Annotated in this window: 14 protein-coding genes and 1 pseudogene; 8 read left to right on the top strand and 7 right to left on the bottom strand. The window is 71.1% G+C overall.

The window, feature by feature from the left end; all coding sequences use genetic code 11:
* Positions 1 to 58: 58 nt before the first annotated feature.
* A pseudogene (locus ACYVO6_RS22115) lies at positions 59 to 715 on the top strand (helix-turn-helix domain-containing protein); the annotation flags it as partial.
* A 22-nt stretch (positions 716 to 737) separates the two neighbouring features.
* Here ACYVO6_RS22115 and ACYVO6_RS22110 read toward each other — a convergent pair.
* From ACYVO6_RS22110 to ACYVO6_RS22090, 5 genes are all read right to left on the bottom strand, one after another.
* Positions 738 to 2,366, bottom strand: a complete 1,629-nt coding sequence (locus ACYVO6_RS22110; protein WP_461063659.1) for a VWA domain-containing protein — start codon at positions 2,364 to 2,366, stop codon at positions 738 to 740.
* Between the two features lie 20 nt (positions 2,367 to 2,386).
* Positions 2,387 to 3,586 carry an AAA family ATPase gene (locus ACYVO6_RS22105; protein WP_461063657.1) on the bottom strand — a complete coding sequence of 400 codons (1,200 nt, stop codon included), beginning with the start codon at positions 3,584 to 3,586 and terminating at the stop codon, positions 2,387 to 2,389.
* Positions 3,587 to 3,864: 278 nt separating this feature from the next.
* The gene (locus ACYVO6_RS22100) at positions 3,865 to 5,097 is read right to left on the bottom strand and encodes a WD40 repeat domain-containing protein (protein ID WP_461063655.1); all 1,233 of its coding nucleotides are present in this window, start codon (positions 5,095 to 5,097) and stop codon (positions 3,865 to 3,867) included.
* Positions 5,098 to 5,119: 22 nt separating this feature from the next.
* Positions 5,120 to 6,493, bottom strand: a complete 1,374-nt coding sequence (locus ACYVO6_RS22095; RefSeq protein WP_461063653.1) for a WD40 repeat domain-containing protein — start codon at positions 6,491 to 6,493, stop codon at positions 5,120 to 5,122.
* A gap of 331 nt (positions 6,494 to 6,824) precedes the next feature.
* Positions 6,825 to 8,543 (bottom strand): PucR family transcriptional regulator, encoded by a 1,719-nt coding sequence (locus ACYVO6_RS22090; RefSeq protein ID WP_461063651.1) that lies wholly within the window; start codon positions 8,541 to 8,543, stop codon positions 6,825 to 6,827.
* A gap of 239 nt (positions 8,544 to 8,782) precedes the next feature.
* On the opposite strand from ACYVO6_RS22090, the gene ACYVO6_RS22085 reads away from it, so the two are divergent.
* The 4 genes from ACYVO6_RS22085 (at position 8,783) to ACYVO6_RS22070 (ending at position 14,978) form a co-directional block, all read left to right on the top strand.
* A complete protein-coding gene (locus ACYVO6_RS22085; RefSeq protein ID WP_461063649.1) occupies positions 8,783 to 10,051 on the top strand; it encodes an aspartate aminotransferase family protein in 1,269 nt (422 codons plus the stop codon).
* Positions 10,039 to 12,984 carry an FAD-binding and (Fe-S)-binding domain-containing protein gene (locus ACYVO6_RS22080; protein ID WP_461063793.1) on the top strand — a complete coding sequence of 982 codons (2,946 nt, stop codon included), beginning with the start codon at positions 10,039 to 10,041 and terminating at the stop codon, positions 12,982 to 12,984. Before ACYVO6_RS22085 ends, ACYVO6_RS22080 begins: the two co-directional genes overlap by 13 nt.
* Positions 12,981 to 14,420 carry an NAD-dependent succinate-semialdehyde dehydrogenase gene (locus tag ACYVO6_RS22075; protein WP_461063647.1) on the top strand — a complete coding sequence of 480 codons (1,440 nt, stop codon included), beginning with the start codon at positions 12,981 to 12,983 and terminating at the stop codon, positions 14,418 to 14,420. Before ACYVO6_RS22080 ends, ACYVO6_RS22075 begins: the two co-directional genes overlap by 4 nt.
* A 144-nt stretch (positions 14,421 to 14,564) precedes the next feature.
* Positions 14,565 to 14,978 carry a VOC family protein gene (locus tag ACYVO6_RS22070; RefSeq protein ID WP_461063645.1) on the top strand — a complete coding sequence of 138 codons (414 nt, stop codon included), beginning with the start codon at positions 14,565 to 14,567 and terminating at the stop codon, positions 14,976 to 14,978.
* 268 nt (positions 14,979 to 15,246) lie between these two features.
* Here ACYVO6_RS22070 and ACYVO6_RS22065 read toward each other — a convergent pair whose 3' ends face one another.
* Together ACYVO6_RS22065 and ACYVO6_RS22060 are read right to left on the bottom strand one after the other, a co-directional pair.
* Positions 15,247 to 15,465 (bottom strand): heavy-metal-associated domain-containing protein, encoded by a 219-nt coding sequence (locus ACYVO6_RS22065; RefSeq protein ID WP_033325961.1) that lies wholly within the window; start codon positions 15,463 to 15,465, stop codon positions 15,247 to 15,249.
* Between the two features lie 107 nt (positions 15,466 to 15,572).
* Positions 15,573 to 17,843 (bottom strand): heavy metal translocating P-type ATPase, encoded by a 2,271-nt coding sequence (locus ACYVO6_RS22060; RefSeq protein WP_461063643.1) that lies wholly within the window; start codon positions 17,841 to 17,843, stop codon positions 15,573 to 15,575.
* A 180-nt stretch (positions 17,844 to 18,023) separates the two neighbouring features.
* Here ACYVO6_RS22060 and ACYVO6_RS22055 point away from each other — a divergent pair, with 180 nt between their 5' ends.
* The 3 genes from ACYVO6_RS22055 (at position 18,024) to ACYVO6_RS22045 (ending at position 19,733) form a co-directional block, all read left to right on the top strand.
* The gene (locus ACYVO6_RS22055) at positions 18,024 to 19,013 is read left to right on the top strand and encodes a hypothetical protein (protein ID WP_461063641.1); all 990 of its coding nucleotides are present in this window, start codon (positions 18,024 to 18,026) and stop codon (positions 19,011 to 19,013) included.
* A gap of 73 nt (positions 19,014 to 19,086) precedes the next feature.
* A complete protein-coding gene (locus tag ACYVO6_RS22050) occupies positions 19,087 to 19,317 on the top strand; it encodes a FitA-like ribbon-helix-helix domain-containing protein (RefSeq protein WP_461063639.1) in 231 nt (76 codons plus the stop codon).
* Positions 19,314 to 19,733, top strand: a complete 420-nt coding sequence (locus ACYVO6_RS22045; RefSeq protein WP_461063637.1) for a type II toxin-antitoxin system VapC family toxin — start codon at positions 19,314 to 19,316, stop codon at positions 19,731 to 19,733. Before ACYVO6_RS22050 ends, ACYVO6_RS22045 begins: the two co-directional genes overlap by 4 nt.
* Positions 19,734 to 20,337 lie beyond the last annotated feature (604 nt).

Below are 20,337 nucleotides of genomic sequence, written 5' to 3'. Positions count from 1 at the left end.
TCACTCTGGGTGCGTCGATCGCGGGGCATCGCACCAACGCACCTGGAGGTAGCCGCGTATGACCACCGACCACACCGAAGCGACGGGCGACGCCGACTGGGAGCGGGAGCCCGACCCCTCCGACAGTCTGCGGACCTTCGGGGCCGTCGTCCAGGCCCTGCGCGAGCACGCCGGGTTCAGTCGGGCCGAGTTCGGGAGGCTGGTCCGGTTCTCCAAACACACCGTGGAATCCGTGGAGTTGGGGCGGCGGATGGCGGATGAGGCGTTCGTGGAGCGGTCGGAGGAGGTGACGGGCAACACGGGTGCGTTGCGGAAGTCGGCGAGATTCCTGACGCGGGGGGAGGCGGGGCTGGCGGCTTGGTTCCGGCGGTGGGCTCGGCTGGAGCGGATGGCCGTGAGCCTGTGTACGTATGAGTGCAGGCTGGTGCCCGGGTTGTTGCAGTCAGAGGGGTATGCGCGGGCGGTGTTCGAGGGCACGATTCCGGTGGTTTCGGACGAGCGGCTGGAGGCTCTGCTCGCGGTGAGGACGGAGCGGCAGAGGATGCTGTACGAGCGGCCGACCGTCCCCTTCAGCTTCATCGTCGAGGAGCATGTTTTTCGGCGTCGGTACGGGGACGCGGAGCAAATGCGGGACATGTTGGACCACGTGCTGGAGCACAGTGCTCCGCGCAACGTGACGCTTCAAAACGTCCCGCTGGAAGGCGGGTTGCATTCGTGAGCGATCTTGTGGGGCCAGGTCAGATCACGCGGAAGAGGTCCGCGGCGGCGTGGACGTCGGTGAGGTCCTCGATGGAGCGGAGGTTGTCGCACAGGGCGTCCAGGACCGAGCCGGCTTCGGCGGCGGGCGGGGTGCCGATGGCCACGCCGAAGACGCGGAAGCCCAGCAGGTGTTTGGCGTCGTTCCAGCCGCGCGTCCATTCCTCGGTGACGTCGCATTCGTCGTCGGTGAGCATCACGATGTCGCCGCGCTTGCGGGCGGCGTCGTTGAACTCCTCCTCCAGCAGTTCGCGGGCTGCTGTCAGCGGCCTCTGGTAGCTGGTGCCGCCGCCGAGGAAGGTCTCCGCGAAGTCGAGGGTCTGGGCGATGTCGGCGGGCCGGTCGGTCGGGAAGCGGAAGACCTGGAGCTTGTCGGCGGCGGAGAACAGGATGCCGACGAAGTCACGCTTCGCGTGGCGGGCCTGATCCAGCAGCGCCAGGGCGCACGCCTTGGCCCACGCCTCCCGGGTGACTCCGCCGGGCCCGTCCGCGTACATGGAGTGCGAGGTGTCCACGCACGCGATGATGGCGCCCTGGCCGGTGGTCTGCTCGCCCTGGGTGTCGTAGAGCATCAGCTCCCCGGCGGCGTAGCGCGCGGCGAACACCGCACGCAGCTCAGGTACGCCGAGGCCCGCCAGTTCGGAGGGGATGACGCGGGAGAGATCGTTGCCGAGCGTGACGCCGACCAGCTCCCCGGCGGCGTTCTCCACCTTGCGGGCGCGCTCACCGCCCGCCATCTGCCGGAAACGGCCGATCAGTTCGGCCCACTGTGCGAGACGGCTGGTACGCAGCCGCTCGGCGAGCCGGGCCCGCTGGTCGAACGGCATCCGCTCCAGCTCGCCGGGACCGACGCCCCACGCCCGCATCAGCGCGGCCTCCTCGCGTACGGCCTCGGCGGCCTTCGCCGCCGCGTTCCGCGCGGCGGCACGGATGCCGGGGATCGCCGCCGTGAGGGCCTGCGCGGCGGCCTGGGCGGATTGCTGCGCAGCAGCATCGGCTGCCTCGGCGGCCTCGATCGCCTGTTGTACGGCGTCGGCGGCCGGGGTCGGCAAGGTGCCCTCCTCGTCGGCCTCGTCGGCGGCCTGCTGGAGCGCCTCGCTCACGGCGGTCGCCGCGCCTTCGGCGTCCTGCTGGGCATTCTTCGCCTGCTCGGCCCGTTCCTGCGTATCCCGGGAGCGCTCCAGCAACCGGCGCAGCGCGGCGGCCTGGGCGAGTACGGCCATGGCGGCGGCGTAGGGGTCGCCTGCCGTCTCCCGGTGCAGCTCGGCGAACTCCGGTGACTCCACCAGCGATGTGATGACCTGGTGGTTGACCAGCCGGGAGGGGGCCATCTCCGCGCGCTCGCGCAACCGCGGGCTGACCTTGTAGGCGGCCAGGAACGCGTCGATGAGGAGGTCGGTGGTGTGGTCGTAGCGCTCGTTCAGCTCCTCGGTCAGTTCGCGCAGTCCGGCCGACTGCTCGTGCGTGTCGCGCCATGTGATCTGTTCGAACCGGTCCGCGACCACGGCCGCGGTGTGCCGCTCGGGAGCGGCGGCGGACAGGCTCAGCCACTTCCCGGCCCGGCCCGTCAGCTCGCCCAGCTTGCTCGCTTCCTTGCCCGTCTCGCCCATGTCCCTGAGCTCCCCGCTCTTCAGAGCTGGGCCTGCACCATGCTCGCGTCCATGCCGAGCGCCTCGGTGAGAACGCGGGCGCGGACGGCGCGCTGGCGGCCGGTGACTCGGTCGATGGCGGCGGTGGAGCGGCCGGCGCCCGCCGCCTCCTCGCGCAGCTTCTCAAGGCGCTTCCCCGCCATAGCCAACTGATTGTGGGCCTTCTTGATGACCCAGTCGCTCAACGCCTCGCGGGACTGCCCGGCCATGGCGTCGAGCTGGGCCTCCAGCTCATCGATGGTGTCGGCCAGGTCGAGCGCCTCCTTGGCGTCGGGGTTGACCAGGTGCAGCACCTCGCGCTCGACGGCCGGGCGCTCGGCGGGGGAGTCCCACAGCACGTGCGTCAGCACCGACAGGTCGGTCTCGGCGACCGCCGGGCGGCCGTCGAGGTACGCGGACGCCTGGAGCAGGCCCACCGCCTGCCGCCAGCGGCGGTCGGAGGCGACGAGTTCCTTGCGGCGCAGGGCGGCCCGCAGCGTGCACACCGCATCCACGATTCCGTCGGGGACGTCCACGGCCGGGACGGCTTCGGTCACGGCGTGCTGCAACGCGGCCAGCTCGATGGTGGTCCGGGTCGGTGCCGCTGGGCGGCTGACGGCGGAGCGGACCAGCGCGGCGAAATTCGAGGGGTCTTCCAGATACCCGACCTCGATCCGCACAAGGAGTCGGTCGTAGATCGCGGCTGTGTCCTCTCCGACGGGCAGTTCGTTGCTCGCCGTGATGGCCCCGATGAGGGGGCAGCGGATCGGCTCGCCGCCGTTCTCGGGGTGGTAGATCCGCTCGTTGAGGTAGCCCAGCGTCTCGTTCAGCGCCGCCGTGGAGCACTTGAAGATCTCGTCGATGAACGCGACATGCGCGGTCGTGGCACGGCCTTCGTACACCTGGCGGTACTCACCCCGGGCCAGCGCGGCGACGTCGATGGGGCCGAACATCCTCGTCGGCGCGGTGAACTTCGACAGCAGGATCTCCCAGTACGACGCCCCCTCGACCCTGTCCGTGAGCTCCCTGGCCATCTCGGACTTCGCCGTTCCGGGCGGGCCGAGCACCAACGAGTGCTGTCCGGCCAGCAGCGTCACTACCAGCGTCCGCACCACGTCGGCACGCTCGTAGAAACGGTCCGACAACTCGTCGCTGATCGCCCGCAGCCTCTTGGCCGTGTCCTGCGCGTCCGGTAAACCCATATTCAACTCCTTGCCTGCGCCGCCCTGTTGGGCTGACGCGACCGCCCTCTGCCCGAGCAAGATACTTGGAGACCCGAGCAAGATACTTGGAGACCGGGGGCCCTCCGGGCCCTGCTCGTCGTCGGCAAGGACATCGACAGCGTGCGCCTGGACCGCGTGGCCGGGAACAGCGGCACCCCGAAGGGCTTCAACGACGCTCTGGCACAGATCAAGGCCGAAGCGTCCAGCTGACCGTCGGCCGTCGGCGAGATAACTCGCCTCGTCGCTGCGGGTCTCGGCTACTCCAGGCGCCACAGGTGGATCGTGCGGTCCTGGAAGCCGACGGTGGCCAGGGTGCGGCCGTCGGGACTGAAGGCGAGTTGGCTGATCGTCTCCACGGGGGCCTCCAGGTCGGCCCGGCGGTCGCGGGTGGCCGCGTTCCACACACGAAAGCCCGCGTAGTCGGCGGTGAGTACGCTCTTGCCGTCCGTGCTGTAGGCGAGGCCGGTGACGAAGCCGGTGTGCCCGGTGAGCGGTCTGCCGTTCTCCTTGCCGGTGGCCGGGTCGAAGAAGAGCACCCCTCCCGAGTCGTTCGCGACGGCCAGCGTCCGGCTGTCGGGACTGAACGCCATGGCCTGGACGCCGCCGAAGAAGTCGTACGCCGCCTGCGCACGCTGCTTGCGCGTGTTCAGGTCCCACAGCCGTACCCCTTGTGTCCCGGACTCGTCGACGCCGGCGACCGTTCTTCCGTCCGGGCTGAACACCAGCGTGGCGACCTCGTCCCACGACAGGGGTTCGCCGTCCTTCTTGCGGGTGGCCGCGTAGTAGAGCTGGATCCCCGGGTCCCCTATGTCTCCGTGGGTGACCAGGATCCTGCCGTCCGGGCTGAAGGCGACCCCGGGGAAGGCGGCGCCCTGCACCTCTTCGGACTTGGTGATCTGCGGGCCCTGCGGACGCAGCGTGGCCGCGTCCCAGAACTGCACCCGGTCCCCACCACCGGTCGCCAGCGTCCGGCCGTCCGGGCTGAAGGCCAGACTCTCGATGAAGACTGTCCCGGAGTACAGGGGCTTGGCCCGCTCCTTGCCGGTGGCCGCATCCCACAGCCGCACGTCCCCGTCACTGGAGGCCAGGGAGGTGCCGTCCGGGCTGAAGCGGAAGGTGACGATCTCACCCTCGTGCCCCCTGAGCGTCGCCAGCAGGCGCAGCCTGGGCTTGGCGGGGATGGCGACGGGCGGGGGTGTGCGGAGGGGGGTGGGGGTGCCCGGTCCGGTGCGGGCGGTTCGCTTCCTGTCGTCGTCCTTGCCCCCGTCGTCCGCATCGCCGACGAGCGCGATGCCGGTGGGCACGGCGACGGCCGTGGCCGCGACGGCCGCGCCCGCGCCGATGAGCAGGCGCCGGCGGGAGGGTGACGGGGGGTCCGGCTCGGTCACTTCTCGGCGGAGGCGTTCGCGTTCGGCCAGCAGCCGGTCGCGTTCGTTCCGGAGTCGGTCGAGATCCTCGGCCCGTGCATCCGTGGTCTCCGGCTCGTTCATGTCCGCTCCCATCGTGCCGCGCCTACTCGATCCGCCAGAGACTGATCGATCCGTCTGCATTTTCGGCTGCCAGGGTCACTCCGTCGGGCGCGAAAGCCGTGGCCGAGTCCGGCCAGACGGGGTCCAGGGGCTCGGCGCGTTCCCGGTGCGTGGCCGCGTCCCAGAAACGCATCCTGGGTGTTTCGTAGGCGCCGATCGTGGTGACGGTCCTGCCGTCCCCGCTGTACGCGAGCACGTTGATGCCCCAGTTGTCGTGGCGCAGCGGTTTGCCGCGCGCGGCGCCGGTGGCCGCGTCCCAGAACCGTACGGCGCCCGGAACTCCTCCCGAGTTCGAGACCCCTCCCGAGGCCGAGGCCAGCGTCCGGCCGTCCGGGCTGAACACCATGCCGGTGACGCCGCCTTCATGGCGCAGTGGCCGGCCCAGCGGCTTGCGCGACGCCACGTCCCACAACCGCACTGTCCCCTCGTACACCTCGCTGCTGACGGCAAGGGTCTTGCCGTCCGGGCTGAACACCAGTCCGGTGAGGTCGCCTTCGTGGCCGGTGAGCGCCTGGCCCACCTGCCTGCGCGACGCCATGTCCCACAGACGGACCTCGCCGTTGCCCGGTCCGTAGATGTCGTCGCTTTCGCCCATTCCGCCCGTGGCCAGGGTTCTGCCGTCGGGGCTGAGGGCTACGACGTTGAACACGGCGTCGTCGTACGACAGCGTGAGCGGAGCGCCACTCGGGCGCCGTGACGGAACGCTCCAGAACTCCGTCCTGTCCCCGCCGCCGGTGATGAGCGTTCTCCCGTCCGGGGTGACCGCTGCGGACAGGAAGTTGACGTAGGGCGAGGTCAGTGGGGCGCCGAGGGGCTTGCGGGAAGCGACGTCCCACAGCCGCAGGTTCCCCACGTCGGCCTCGCTGGAGACCAGGGTCCGCCCGTCCGGGCTGAACCACAGCCCGTGGGCGCCGTCGGCGTGGCCCTTGAGTGTTCCGAGGCGGCGGAGCCTGGGTCGGGCGGGGATGCTCGCCGGGGGACGGGAAGCGGCAGGCGCCGGGGCACGGGAACGGGCAGGCGCGACGCCCTTCGGGTCTTCGCCGTCGCCGCGGGCGAGCAGGGCGACGGCGGCCCCGCCCCCGACGGTCACGGCAGCGCCCCCGGCGATGAGGAGGCCGCGGCGGGAGACGCCGCGCCCTAGACCAGGCGGCGACCCCTGGGACGGGCGGACGACGGGTGCGCCGTCCGCCCTGTCTTCCGTTCCCCCCGGCGCGGGGCCGACGCCGCCTGGTCGTCGTCCCTCCGCCCGGAGCCTGAGCCGCGCCACCTCCTCGCGGAGGCCGTCGACCTCGGCCCGCAGCTGCTCGCCCGCTGACGGGTTGTCCTCCCCCGGCGGGTGTGCCGCCCGCTCGCCCATGTCGCCACTCTTCCCGTGAAGCCGGCACGGCCGCGTACACGCCCGTAGTCGTCCCGGCGACGGTAGCCGCGGCCGGTCGGGACCGGTCCCCAGACGTGAGGCACCCCGGGCCGCATCCAGATCGAGGAGAACCCTGCAGTGCCCCATCCCATTTCGAAGGCGCCCTGGGCCGCAGCCTGCGCCGCCGTCGTACTGACGCTGATGCTCGCGGGCTGCACTTCGGGGGTTCGGGTGGTACCGACGGCAAGGGTTCACCGGAGGACGCCGACGACCGGATCCTGCTGCTTCGGGTGTCCCGACGGCAGTCCACCACGGTCGGAGCAGTAGAGGGTCAGTGGGCTCGTAGAACGTCGAGAGCCGTGAGTGCCGCGTGCAGTTCGGTGCGGCGTTCGCCGGATTCGAGGTCGCAGTCGAGGAGGCGCTCGATGGTGCGCAGGCGTTGATAGACGGTTTCCCGGGACAGGGCGCCGCGTCGAGCGGTGGTCGTCTTGTTGCCCGCGGCGTCCAGGTAATGGCGCAGGGTCGTCAGCAGGTCGGTGCCGTGCCGGGTGTCGTGGTCGATGAGCCGGCCCAGCTGTCGTTCGGCGTACTCCTGGATCCGGGGGTCCTCGCGGAGCGCGTACAGCAGGCGGCGCAGGCCGATGTCGGACAGTTCGTGGAAGGAACGGTCCGGGGGGAGGGGCCGGCCGGGCGGGGTCGCCTCGGCCACGCGGGCCGCCTCGCGGAAGGAGCGGGCGGTGTCGGAGAGGTCCGTGACCTCGGAGCCGACGCTGACGACCGTGTGAGGGTCCAGGTCCAGCGCGGTGCGGCTCAGCCGTTCGACCGTGGGCCGCCAGGGCTGGGCCGGGCGCAGCGCCAGCAGGATACCGAGGCGGCCGGGGGCCAGTTCGCCGACGAGTGCCGGGGGCCCTGCCGTGCGGAGTTCCGCGGACAGGCGGGTCTCCGGCTCCGCGGTGTCGTCCTCCGCGTGGAGGTCGCGGGTGCCGCGCATGTCCACGAGTACGGCGAGGAAGTGATGCTCCTCGGTCGGCAGGCCCAGGGCGGCGGCGCGGGCACGGGCGTCTGCCGGGGAGCGGTGGCGCTGCTCGGCCAGGTCCCGCAGGGCGCTTCGGTGGGCGGTCCGTTCCCAGGGCGTGGGGTGGATGAGGCGGGCGATGGTCAGGGCCATCGCCGTCCGCTCCAGCACGGTGACGTCCTCCGGCGCGGACGGCTTGGCAGATGCCGAGGCCCCGTGAGCCGATGAGCCGGACGGCGCGGGGAGCATCGCCACCCGGCCCCAGCGTTCGCCCTGGTATTCCACGGGTGTCACCAGCCAGCTCTCAGGTCCGCGGACGTCCGTGTGCTCGGCGGGCGGGGTGGCCCGGGAGCGCTGTTCCCAGCCGGTGAGCGCCTCCTCCACCGTGCTGCCGGAGGGCTCGCAGATCAGCGCCTGGTGCACCAGGTTCTCCAGTACGACCGTGTGGCCGCTCATCTCCGCCGCGGCGCGTACGACGTCCTCGGGGCCGGCGCCGCGCAGCGTCAGGGCGGTGAACGCCTCGTGGATCCGCTGGGTCCTGCGCATCGCCTCCGCCTGGCTGCCGAGGAGGAGCGCGTGGACGACCTGGGTGACCTCCAGGAAGTTGACGTCCTTGGTCAGGGCGATCAGTGGCAGGCCGCGGGTGCGGCAGGCCTGGACGAGGGCGTCGGGCGGGCGGTGGTAGCGGCGTACGAGTTCGATGACCAGGGCCGCTGTTCCGATGTCGGCGAGTTCGTCCACGTATCGGCGTACGCCTGCGGGGTCCTCGGGGAGGGGCATGCCGGTGGTGAGGACGAGTTCGCCGCCCTTGAGGAAGGAGGCGGGGTCGGTCAGTTCGGTGATGTGGACCCAGCGGACCGGCCGGTCGAGGTGGTCCTCGCCGGTGAGGACCCGCGGCTGTCCCGAGGCCAGGACGGGAAGGGCCAGCACGTCGGCGACGGTGAGCGTGCCGACTGCGGCGGGTCTACGCTCGGACGCAGTGGCATCCTGCTCAGCCGCGTCCGGCGAGCGGGTCGTTCGGTGGTTCTCGCTCACAGTGCCTCCCTGCACGCCCGGACACTGTGACAAGCGTCGCTGACCTGCGCAAGAGCAGTCCGACGGAGGCTGGTGCGGCGCTGGACAGCCGGTCGTCGCCCAGCGCGGTTGACACAACGTCCGAACACCGCCTCCCCGCCGGACAGATCGCGCGTTGTTGCCGTGCGTGGCCGCGGAAATGCTCGGGATGCAGGAGTAAGCAGACCACGCAGATCACGACGTAAGGCCGGGAGACGAACATGACCGCACTGTCGCCGCACCTTCGCCAGGCCACGCCTGTGACGGCCGTCCGGGGCGAGGGCGTCCACCTCTACGGTGAGGACGGCCGCCGTTATCTCGACTTCACCGCCGGGATCGGTGTCACCAGCACCGGGCACTGTCACCCCAGGGTGGTGGCGGCGGCGCAGGAACAGGTCGGCACGCTGGTCCACGGCCAGTACACGACGGTCATGCACCGGCCGCTGCGCCAGCTTGTCGACAAGCTCGGCGAGGTGCTGCCGTCCGGACTGGACAGCCTGTTCTTCACCAACTCCGGCAGTGAGGCGGTGGAGGCGGCACTGCGGCTGGCCCGGCAGGCCACCGGCCGCCCCAACGTCCTTGTCTGTCACGGCGGTTTCCACGGCCGGACCGTGGCCGCCGCCGCCATGACCACCTCCGGCACCCGCTTCCGCTCCGGCTTCTCGCCGCTGATGAGCGGCGTGGTCGTCACCCCCTTCCCGTCGGCCTACCGCTACGGCTGGGACGAGGAGACCGCCACCCGCTTCGCCCTGAAGGAGCTCGACTACACCCTCCAGACGATCTCCTCGCCCGCCGACACGGCCGCGATCATCGTCGAGCCGGTGCTGGGCGAGGGCGGGTACGTGCCCGCGACCCGCGCGTTCCTGGAGGGGCTGCGGGAGCGGGCGGACCGGCACGGCTTCCTGCTGATCCTCGACGAGGTGCAGACCGGCGTGGGCCGCACCGGCCGGTTCTGGGGTCATGACCACTTCGGTGTCACCCCGGACATCCTGATCACCGCGAAGGGGCTGGCCAGCGGCTTCCCGATCTCCGGCATCGCGGCCTCCGAGGAGCTGATGGGCAAGGCGTGGCCGGGTTCGCAGGGCGGTACGTACGGTGCCAACGCCGTCGCCTGCGCCGCGGCCTGCGCCACCCTGGATGTCGTACGCGACGAGAAGCTCGTCGAGAACGCCGACGCCATGGGCGCCCGGCTGCGGCAGGGTCTGGAGGCGGTGGCCGAGCGGACGCCCGCCATCGGGGACGTACGGGGCCTGGGGCTGATGCTGGCCAGCGAGTTCGTCACCGAGGACGGCAGCCCCGACCCCGAGACCGCCGCCCGCGTGCAGAAGGCCGCCGTCGACGAGGGTCTGCTCCTGCTGCTGTGCGGGGCCTGGAACCAGGTCGTACGGATGATCCCGGCGCTCGTGATCGACGAGACGGCCGTGGACGAGGGGCTCCAGGCGTGGACGGCCGCGGTCGAGGCCGGTACCGCAGGAGCATCACAGCGATGACGGACGCGCTCGCCGGCCTGGTGGCCGACCTCGCCCGGACCGCCCCCGGTCTGCGGGTGGAGACGGGTCCGGGACGCACCGGGCCGTACGCCTACGACGCCTCCAACTACCGGGTTCCGCCCCGGGCCGTGGTCTTCCCGCGCACCGCCGACGACGTGTGCGCGGTGCTGCGGGCCTGCCGCGAGGCGGGCGTCCCGGTCACCGCGCGGGGCGGCGGCACCAGCATGGCGGGCAACGCCGTGGGACCGGGCGTCGTCCTGGACTTCTCCCGCCACATGAACCGGATCCTGGACATCGACCCGGAGGCGCGCACGGCGCGCGTCGAGGCCGGAGTGGTCCTCGACGCGCTGGTGGGCGCGGCCCGCGCGCACGGGCTCACCTTCGGCCCGGACCCGTCCTCGCACAGCCGCTGCACCCTCGGCGGCATGATCGGCAACGACGCCTGCGGCAACCGGTCGGTACGGCACGGGCGGACCAGCGGCCACATCGAGGCCCTGGAGATCGTGACGGCCGACGGCGTGCGCGCCATCGCCGACCACACCGGGCTGCACCCGGTCGACCCCGATGCCGCAGGACACATCTCCCGGCTGGAACAGGACATACGGAACCTGATCGCCGACAACCTGGCTCCGATCCGCACCGAGCTGGGCCGCATCCCGCGCCAGGTCTCCGGCTACCACCTGCACCGTCTGCTGCCGGAGAACGGCTTCGACCTGGCCCGCGCGCTCGTCGGCACGGAGGGCACGTGCGCGGTCGTCACGGCGGCGACGGTACGGCTCGTGGCGACGGCTCCCGCCACAGCGCTGCTGACCCTCGGCTACGACGACGTCGTCGACGCCGCCGAGGACGTACCCGAGATCCTGCGCTGGTCGCCCACCGCCGTGGAGGGCATGGACGAGGCGATCGTCGCCACCATGCGCGCCCGCCGCGGCCCGGACTCCGTCACCGGACTGCCCGAAGGGCGCGCCTGGCTGTACGTCGAACTCGACGGTGACGACGAGGAGTTGGTCGCCTCCCGCGCGGCCGGACTCCTGGCCGTGCTCAAGGACCGGGGCCGGCTGACCGGCGGACGGGTCGTGGACAGCGCGGCCGAACGGCGCTCGCTGTGGCGGGTCCGCGAGGACGGCGCAGGGCTCGCCGCCCGTCTCGTGGACGGCGGGGAGTCCTGGCCCGGCTGGGAGGACGCGGCGGTCGCGCCCGAGCAACTGGCCGCCTATCTACGGGACTTCCGCAAGCTGCTGGCCACGCACGAGCTGACCGGTGTGCTGTACGGGCACTTCGGCGCGGGCTGCGTCCACGTACGCATCGACTTCGACCTCGCCACGGAGACCGGTCGGACTGCCACGCGAAGGTTCCTCACCGAGGCGGCGTCCCTGGTCGTCGGGCACGGCGGAACGCTGTCCGGCGAGCACGGTGACGGGCGGGCGCGCGGTGAACTGCTGGAGGTCATGTACAGCCGCCAGATGATCCGGACGTTCGCCGCCTTCAAGGAGATCTTCGACCCGGACGGGCTGCTCAACCCCGGCGTCATCGTGGCCCCGGCCGCCCTCGACGCCGACCTGGCCCTGCGCGAACTCCCGCTCCTCGACACGGAGTTCACCTTCCCGCACGACGAGGACGGCTTCGTCGGCGCGGCCCGCCGCTGCGTCGGCGTCGGCCGCTGTCGCAGCGACGCGGGCGGCGTGATGTGCCCCAGCTACCGGGCCACCGGCGACGAGAACCACTCCACGCGGGGGAGGGCCCGCCTGCTCCAGGAGATGGCGCGCGGCGAGACCGTCCAGGACGGCTGGCGCTCGACCGAGGTCAAGGACGCCCTCGATCTGTGCCTGTCCTGCAAGGCGTGTTCCAGCGACTGCCCGGTCGGCGTCGACATGGCCACGTACAAGGCGGAGTTCCTGCACCACCACTACAAGGGACGGCTCCGCCCCCGCTCCCACTACTCGCTGGGCTGGCTGCCCCTGACCTCCGCGCTCGCCGGATACGCGGCCCGGCCGGTGAATGCCCTGCTGCGCGGACCGGTGGGCACGTTGCTCGCCCGCCTCGGCGGCGTGACGACGAAACGCAGGATCCCGGCGTTCGCCTCCCGGCGCGTCCGGCGCAAGGTCCTGCGCGCGGCGAAGACGAGCGAACCGTCGAAGGCTCTGCTCTTCGTCGACAGCTTCACCCGCGCCTTCCGCCCCCACGTGGCGGGCGCGACCGCGCGCGTACTCGCCGACGCCGGAATCCCCAACACGGCGCAGGACGGCCTGTGTTGCGGACTGACCTGGGTCAGCACCGGCCAACTGTCCGTGGCCCGCCGCGTCATGGCCCGTACGGTCGCCCGCCTCGACAGCGGCGACGGCCTGCCGATCGTCGTGGCGGAACCCAGCTGCGCCGCCGCCCTCAAGCGGGACGTGCCCGAACTCCTCGGCACCGATGCCGCCCGGCGTGTCGCGGCCCGCGTCCACACCCTCACCGGCGCCCTGACCGACCTCGCCGCGCCGGACTGGAACCCGCCGCCGCTCCCCGAATCGGTGCTGCTCCAGACGCACTGCCACGAGTACGCGACCTTCGGCAGCCGCCGCCCGGCCGACCTGCTGCGCCGGCTCGGCGTACAGAAGCTGGCAGAGGCCGAGGGCTGCTGCGGACTCGCCGGCAACTTCGGCTTCGAGGAACAGCACTACGACACCTCGATGGCCGTAGCCGATCTGGCCCTGCGCCCGCGCCTCGACGAACTCGCCGATCGCACCGAGCCCGCCGGTCGCGCCGAACCCGCCGATCGAGCCGAACTCCCGGACAGCGAAGGCCCGTTGCCCGTCGTGGCCGACGGCTTCAGCTGTGCCACGCAGGTGGACCACCTCGCCGGCGGCCGGGGCATCCGCGCCGTACACCTCGCCGAACTCCTCGACCCCGCCGCCCACTCGCACTCGCACCAGCCAGGAGAAACCTCATGACCGACGTACTCAAGCAGCTGTTCATCGGCGGCGCCTGGGTGGACGCCGCCGACGGCGCCACCATGCCCGTCGACGACCCCGCCACCGGCGAGATCATCGCCCATGTCGCCGACGCCGGACCCAAGGACGCCCGGCTCGCGGAGGACGCCGCCGTCGAGGCACAGGAGGAGTGGGCCCGTACGGCACCCCGGGCACGCAGTGAGATCCTGCGCCGCGCGCACGAGATCATCCTCGCCCGCACCGACGAACTCGCCCTGCTGATGACCACCGAGATGGGCAAGCCACTCGCCGAGGCCCGCGGCGAGGTGGCGTACGCGGCCGAGTTCTTCCGCTGGTTCTCCGAGGAGGCGGTACGGATCGAGGGCGGCTACGGCACCCTGCCCGACGGCCGCAACCGCATGCTGCTCACCCGCCGCCCGGTCGGTCCCTGCCTGCTGATCACCCCGTGGAACTTCCCGCTGGCCATGGGCACCCGCAAGATCGGCCCCGCGATCGCGGCGGGCTGCACGATGGTGCTCAAGCCGGCCCCGCAGACCCCGCTGTCCAGCCTCGCGCTGGCCGGGATCCTCAAGGAGGCGGGGCTGCCGGACGGCGTGCTCAACGTCGTCACCACCTCCCGTGCGGGCGAGGTGGTCGAGCCGCTGCTGCGTGGCGGCCGGATCCGCAAGCTGTCCTTCACCGGTTCCACGGCCGTCGGGCGGCTGCTGCTCGCGCAGTGCGCCGACACTGTCGTACGTACGTCGATGGAGCTGGGCGGCAACGCGCCCTTCGTCGTCTTCGACGACGCCGACCTGGACAAGGCCGTGGACGGCGCGATGGTGGCCAAGATGCGCAACATGGGCGAGGCGTGCACCGCCGCCAACCGCTTCTTCGTGCACCGGTCGGTGGCCGAGGAGTTCGGGCGCCGACTGGCCGCCCGGATGGGGGCGTTGGTCGTCGGCCCCGGCACCCGCGACGGCGTGGACGTGGGCCCCCTGATCGACGACGCGGGCCGCGCCAAGGTCGAGGAACTGGTCGCCGACGCGGTGGAGCGCGGCGCCGAGGTGCTTGTCGGCGGTACGGCTCCCGAGGGCCCCGGCCGTTTCTACCCGCCGACCGTGCTCGCGGATGTCGATCCCGAGAGCCGCCTGATGGACACGGAGATCTTCGGCCCCGTGGCGGCGATCCTCACCTTCGATGACGAGGACGAGGTCGTACGCCGCGCCAACGACACCCCCTGGGGACTCGTCGGCTACGTCTTCACCGAGGGCCTGGACCGCGCCCTGCGCGTCAGCGAACGCCTGGAGGTGGGCATGGTCGGCCTCAACACCGGCCTCGTGTCCAACCCGGCCGCACCCTTCGGCGGCATCAAGCAGTCGGGGCTCGGCCGCGAGGGCGGCAGGGTCGGAATCGACGAGTTCCTGGAGTACCAGTACCTGGCGATGCCGGTGCGCTGACGTGCGCCGCCAGGCGCTGATCTCGGCATGCGACGTAGTCGTCACCGGTGCTTCATTGAGCCCTGTCGCAGTCGGCAGGTCGTTGTCAGTGGCTCGCGCTAGTCTGCGCGCATCTGACCGATTTTCCCTATCAGGGAGGTTTTCATGGCCTCGCGGCTCAATCCGTATCTCAGCTTCAACGGTGACGCCCGGCAGGCGTTGGAGTTCTACAAGGAGGTGTTCGGCGGCACGCTGTTGATGAACACTTACGGCGAGTTCGGGCAGGGGGACACGCCGGACGCCGACAAGATCATGCACGGCATGCTGGAGACCCCGAGCGGCTTCACCCTGATGGGCGCCGACGGCGCTCCGGGGCAGGAGGCGCAGCCGGGCAGCAACTTCTCGGTGGCCCTGACCGGCGACGACGACTCCGAGCTGCGCGGCTACTGGGAGAAGCTGTCCGCCGGCGGCTCGGTGTCCGTACCGCTGGAGAAGCAGATGTGGGGCGACGTATTCGGTATGTGTACGGACCGGTTCGGCATCCCCTGGATGGTGAACATCAGTCAGCCGGAGAGCTGAGCGCAGAGCGGGACGGAACCGGATCCCTCCGGTTCCGCTGAGGGGACGGGCTCGCGTGGGCCCGTCCCCTCAGAAGCGGGCGCTACGGCCTGCGCGACCGGGTCCGCCCGACAGCGGAACCGGACCACGTGGGCGTATGGCCGGACAAAACCGACCGGCCCGACCGGCTTTGACCTGCCGATCTGCCGTAGCGAAAAACGGTCCCGCCCGTACGAGACGTACACGGGCGGGACCGTTCCGGGCTGCTGCGCATGGCCGGCTGCGTGCCCTACTGCTCGCGGCGGGCTATCAGGTCGTAGCCGGCCTCGTCCACGGCCTCGGCGACCGCGTCGTACGCCAGGCGTTCGCCGCTGGACACCGTCACGCGGCCGGTCTTCAGGTCGACCTCCACGCCCGTGACGCCGTCGAGCGCGCCGACCTCGGACGAGACGGCCTTGACGCAGTGGTCGCACGTCATGCCCTTGACCTCGTAAATGTCCTGCACCATGACTCTGCTCCTGTCGGTTCTTGTCTCTTCGCTTGTCTTCGCTTGTCTCTTCGTTTCGTGTCTCTACTCGATATGTCTCATCATACCCCTAGGGGGTATATCTCCTGTCAAGAGCCCGCCGCCTGGAATCCCCGCAGGCGCAGGCTGTTGCCCACCACGAAGACCGACGAGAACGCCATCGCCGCTCCCGCGATCATCGGGTTGAGGAGGCCGGCCGCCGCGAGGGGGAGGGCGGCGACGTTGTAGGCGAAGGCCCAGAACAGGTTGGACCTGATGGTGCCGAGGGTTCGGCGCGAGAGGCGGATCGCGTCGGCCGCGGCCCGCAGATCGCCCCGTACGAGAGTGAGGTCGCCGGCCTCGATGGCCGCGTCCGTGCCCGTACCCATGGCCAGCCCCAGGTCCGCCTGCGCCAGCGCGGCCGCGTCGTTGACGCCGTCGCCGACCATCGCCACCGAACGGCCCTCCGCCTGAAGGCGCTTGACCACGTCCACCTTGTCCTGGGGGAGGACCTCGGCGATGACCTCGTCGATACCGACCTCGGCGGCGACCGACCGCGCGACCGCTTCGTTGTCGCCGGTCAGCAGGATCGGCGTCAGGCCGAGCGCCCGCAGCCGCGTGATCGCTTCAGGGCTCGTCTCCTTGACGGCGTCGGCCACCTCGAGAACCGCACGGGCCTCGCCGTCCCAGGCGACCGCGATCGCCGTACGTCCGGCCGCCTCGGCCTCCGCCTGGGCGCGCTCCAGGTTCCCGGTCAGCCGGATCTCCCACTCGGCGAGCAGCTTCTCCCGGCCGACCAGAACCGCGTGCCCCTCGACGATGCCCTGGACGCCGAGGCCCGCGACGTTCGCGAAGTCCTCCGGGGTGGGCAGCTCGCCGACCTTCTGCGCGGCGCCCGCGGCCACCGCCTTCGCGATGGGGTGCTCCGAGGAGTGCTCCAACGCGCCGGCCAGCCGCAGTACTTCGTCCTCGGTGGTGCCGTCGGCTGTGTGCACGTTCAGGAGGGTCATGCGGCCGGTGGTCACCGTGCCGGTCTTGTCGAGGACGATCGTGTCGACCTTGCGCGTGTTCTCCAGAACCTCGGGGCCCTTGATCAGGATGCCGAGCTGCGCGCCGCGCCCGGTGCCGACCATCAGCGCGGTCGGCGTCGCGAGACCCAGGGCGCACGGGCAGGCGATGATCAGGACGGCGACCGCGGCCGTGAAGGCGGCGGTCAGCCCGGAACCGTTGCCGAGCCAGAAGCCGAGGGTGGCCAGGGCGAGGCCGATGACGACCGGCACGAAGACCGCGGAGATCCTGTCGGCGAGCCGCTGGGCGGCGGCCTTGCCGTTCTGCGCGTCCTCCACCAGCTTGGCCATACGGGCGAGTTGGGTGTCGGCGCCGACGCGGGTCGCCTCGACGACGAGGCGTCCGCCGACGTTGAGCGTGGCACCGGTGACGCCGTCGCCGACCGTGACCTCGACCGGTACGGACTCGCCGGTCAGCATGGAGGCGTCCACGGCGGAGGAGCCCTGGACGACGACACCGTCGGTGGCGATCTTCTCGCCGGGGCGCACCAGGAAGCGATCGCCGACCTTCAACTCGGCGGTGGGGACGGTCAGTTCGCGACCGTCGGCACGCAGGACCGTCACCTCTTTCGCACCGAGCTCCAGCAGCGCCTTGAGAGCCGCGCCCGCCTTCCGCTTGGACCGGGCCTCGAAGTAGCGGCCCGCGAGGATGAAGGCGGTGACTCCGGCGGCGGCTTCGAGGTAGATGTTCCCGGCGCCGTCGCTGCGGGCGATGGTCAGCTCGAAGGGGTGTGTCATGCCGGGCGTGCCGGCCGTTCCGAAGAACAGGGCCCACACCGACCAGAGGAACGCGGCCGACGTACCGACCGAGATCAGCGTGTCCATGGTGGCCGCACCGTGCCGGGCGTTGGTCCAGGCGGCGCGGTGGAAGGGCCAGGCGGCATACGTGACGACGGGCGCCGCCAGCGTCAGGGACAGCCACTGCCAGTACTCGAACTGCAGGGCCGGGATCATCGCCATCGCAACAACCGGCACGGCGAGGGTGACGGCGGTGATCAGACGCTCGCGAAGCGGCCGCAGTTCGTCGTACGCACCGGAGCCGGGCTCTTCCTCGCCGCCGGGCGCGGGCTCGGGGCGTACGGGCGCGGGCTCGTGGGCGGTGTAGCCGGTGGCCTCGACCGTGGAGATCAGGTCCTGGACGGAGACGTCCTCGCCGCGGTACGTGACCTTGGCCTTCTCGGTGGCGTAGTTGACGGTCGCCTCGACGCCGTCCATGCGGTTGAGCTTCTTCTCGATCCGGGCCGCGCACGAGGCGCAGGTCATGCCGCCGATGGCGAGTTCGACCTCGGCGGCGCCGGGTGTGGTGGTGGCCATGTCCGCTCCTCGCAGCCTGCTGATTGGTACCCCCAGGGGGTATGAAGCTCTCGGTTTCCATCTATACCCCCCTCCCGTATTCAATGCAAGAGTCGATTTGACTTGACTGTGTACCCCCTGGGGGTATGTTGGAAAGCGTCGGTCGCCCCCGAGCGGCGGCCCTTGAGAAGGGACCAGGCCATGCACACCGCACTGAAGATCACGACCTTCGCCGCCGCGCTCGCCGCGACCTTCGGCACGGCCTACGGGGTGGGTAACGCCCTCGACCCCGTGGTGTCCGACGACAAGACCACCGAGACCGCGCAGCACGACAGCCACGCGACGAGCGCGAAGAACGACGGGGGCGGCGGAGACGGCGGAGGAACGGAGGCGGCCGGCGGGCACGCGGCGGAACTGCCCGGCGGGCTGCAGACCTCCGAGGGCGGCTACACGCTCGACCTGAAGACCTCGCGCATCGAGGCCGGCGCGGCCACCGAGCTGAGCTTCGCCATCGTCAAGGACAGCACCGGACGGAACGTGACCGCGTACCAGCGGGAACACGAGAAGGAACTGCACCTCATCGTCGCCTCACGCGACCTCACGGTCTATCGACACCTCCACCCCACCCGTGCCGCCGACGGCACCTGGTCGATCCCCGTCGAGCTGCCGAAGGCGGGCGGTTACCGCGTCTTCGCCGACTTCACGCCCAAGGGCGCCGCGGAGGGCCTGACTCTTGGCTCCGACCTCGCGGTGTCGGGCCCGTACAAGCCGGCCGAACTGCCGAAGCCCAACCCCACCGCGATCGTCGACGACTACAAGGTCACGCTCAACGGCGAGCTCCGCCCTGGCGCAGGCAGCGAACTGAAGCTGAACGTCACCAAGGACGGCAAGCCCGTGCGCAACCTCCAGCCCTACCTGGGCGCATACGGCCACCTGGTCGCCCTTCGCTCAGGAGACCTCGCCTACCTCCACGTCCACCCCAACGGCGAGCCCGGCGACGGGAAAACGAAGTCCGGCCCGGAGGTGTCCTTCACGGCAACGGCCCCCAGCAAGGGCGCGTACCGCCTCTTCCTCGACTTCAAGCATGAGGGCAAGGTCCGTACGGCGGCCTTCACGGTCCACGCGGGAGCCGCACCGGCGGCGGAATCGACGGCGGACGAGCACGGTTCGGACGGCGGGCACGGGCACTGAAACCTGGGCGGTGCCTGATTCGCGGGGCTCGGGTGTGCCTGCATTTTGCCTGCAACGCCGATAAAATGCAGGCATGACTGCACTAACCATCCGGGATGTTCCGGACGACGCTCTGGCCATACTGAAGGCCCGCGCCGCGCAGGCGGGCAAGTCGCTCCAGGCGTACGCGCTCGATGTACTCGTCGGTGAAGCCACCCGGCCCACGCTCGCCGAGGTCGCCGCCCGTGCCGAAGCCGAGGCCAGCGCCAGTCTGAGCACATCGGACGTACTGTCCGCGATCGATGACGGAAGGGCGGGCCGGTGATCGTTGTCGACTGCTCCGCGCTCGTCTTCTTCCTCACCGACGAGGGGCCCACAGGTCGCGGCGTGCGTGACCGCGTCGCGAAGGAGGACCGGCTCGCCGCACCACACCTGATCGACTACGAGATCATGTCGGCGCTGCTCGGCCTGGCACGCGGCCGACGCGGCGGTGAGCCCAAGCTCAACGAAAGACAGCTCCGCAAGGGCCTGGCGACGTATCGCGACCTGGCGATCGACCGGCACGAGACCTTGATCCTCTGGGAGCGCATCAAGGGCTTGTCGAGCAACCTGTCCACCTACGACGCCCAGTACGTCGCCCTGGCCGAAAGCCTGGGCGTGCCGTTGATCACGAGTGACGCCAGAATCGAAAAGAGCGGCGCGTCGCGCTGTGAGATCGAGACCTTCGAGGCATCTCCTTGACCGGCCGCTAACGGGAGGGGCATGCCAGCAGCGGCGGAACTGACGGTGCCGGAGCCGACCGCGGACGAGCACGGTTCGGGCGGCGGCCACGGGCACTGAACTCGGGCCCAGCGATAGTCGAGTTCCGCCAGGACTCGCGGCGTCACCACCAGGTGGGTGACGGCCACCGCCGCCCGGCAGCGATCAGTACGGTCACGCTCCGAATCTCTCCTGTGGTCGTAATGCGGGATGTGGCTCTCGGCTGGCCACTCGAGTCCGTGACGTACGAGCCCGCCGAGTAGCTCCCCGGCGCAGGAGGTACAAAGCCCCGGCTGGACGGGGGAGACCAGCCGGGGCCGTGGGTGGTGGTCTGCGGAGGGCGGTCGCCTCTCGGCGGAGGGCTCCATGGGGCTTCAGCCGGACGATCGTCCCCATGGGCTGTAGGTGAGGCCCGGGGACACTGTCCCCTCCGCAGCCACATGTAGGTGAACGGTCAACCGTTGTGGGTTGTTCCCGGCCGGTCCTGGCTGCCGATGTGAGCTGCGGCATGCCCCCTGCCGATGGGCTCAGTCGACGAAGTCGGCGATGAGGGTGGCGAATTCGTCGGGAGTGGCCAGGCGGATGC

It is taken from the genome of Streptomyces pseudoechinosporeus (assembly GCF_054783935.1).
Note: the sequence above shows the minus strand (reverse complement) of the source record. Positions and strands in the feature narration are given on the sequence as shown.